At 67.0% G+C, this 1006-nt stretch carries 2 protein-coding genes; both read right to left on the bottom strand.

From position 1 onward, the window contains the following. Positions 1-176: 176 nt before the first annotated feature. Entirely contained in the window at positions 177-341 is a 165-nt protein-coding gene (locus AC1D1G_RS45520) for a hypothetical protein (RefSeq protein WP_167344056.1), read from the bottom strand. Then, the gene (locus tag AC1D1G_RS45515) at positions 341-667 is read right to left on the bottom strand and encodes an ANTAR domain-containing protein (protein WP_005253133.1); all 327 of its coding nucleotides are present in this window, start codon (positions 665-667) and stop codon (positions 341-343) included. The genes AC1D1G_RS45520 and AC1D1G_RS45515 overlap by 1 nt, the downstream gene beginning before the upstream one ends. Between the last annotated feature and the right edge of the window lie 339 nt (positions 668-1006).

Raw genomic sequence — 1006 nt, 5'->3', positions numbered from 1 at the left:
ACTACGTCGAGCGGATCGTCCGCCGGTACGTGGCCGGACGCGAAGGCTCCGAGAAGTTCGCGACCTGGGTCCAACGCGCCACCGAAGCCGATCTCGCATGATCGGCTCGCACTGCCGGGCACCGCGCAGTCGAGGCTGAAGCGAGACTTCCTGGAGAACCCGCCTGTCGCGGTCTGCTACTTGCCGGCGTCGGTGACGGGCTCGCGCTCGGGAACTGCGGCCGCGTGGTCGTTGACCACGTGCTTCCACCACGAATCGAGCGGGCTCGGTTCCGGCCACACGATCGCGTCGGCCGGGAGCGGCCCTGTACTTTCACGCGGGTGGCTCGACTCCTGTCGCATCAGCTCGCCTGTGCGTGTCGGCGGGGCGGAAGCTGATTGACCAGCTGCTCCCACTCTTCGAATCGGGCGGCTTCGGGCGAGCGCCGTCGGGGCGAGGGGCCGGCAGCGAGGTCGACCAGGCTCCGGGCAGCGCCGAGGACGGTCAGATGATGACGCCGGGCAACGTCGAGGAGTTCGTCGAACGCCTGGGCGTCACTGCAGCCGCGACCGGCGATCAGGATTCCCTTCGCCGTGCCGAGCAGTTCACGTCCGTCGGGACGCCTACGAGGGATCAGGCGTGTCGGGCCGGGAGTCGGAGTCAGTAGTTCGGTGCTGTCCTCGATCATTCCGCGATGCTCCTTCGCTCTCGTGCATCGGCTGCCGACCCGCCGGTGTGCCGACGATCCCGTCCGGACGCAAAATGTGAGTCACGTCACTGTCGATGCCTCACCAGTTCTAGCCGACGGCGCCGCGCCTGTCATCTAGACAAATGTCCAGCTGTGCCGTCACATGACACAGCGCTCAGGTAGTGGCCACCGAAGCCTGCCTGGCGGGCCAGGGTCAGCATTTCCGGCGGGGTGTAGAAACTGATGAACGGTGTTCCGGCCGCTCGTGCACCGCTCTCGGACGCCCGGAGCGATCGGCGTCGTCGAGAAGTTCGGTCGACAGAAGGAACGTCCATCGCC

The sequence above is a fragment of the Rhodococcus sp. P3_B8 genome (assembly GCF_056402775.1).
The sequence above is the reverse complement of the archived record's forward strand: the minus strand, read 5'-3'. Positions and strand labels throughout refer to the sequence as shown.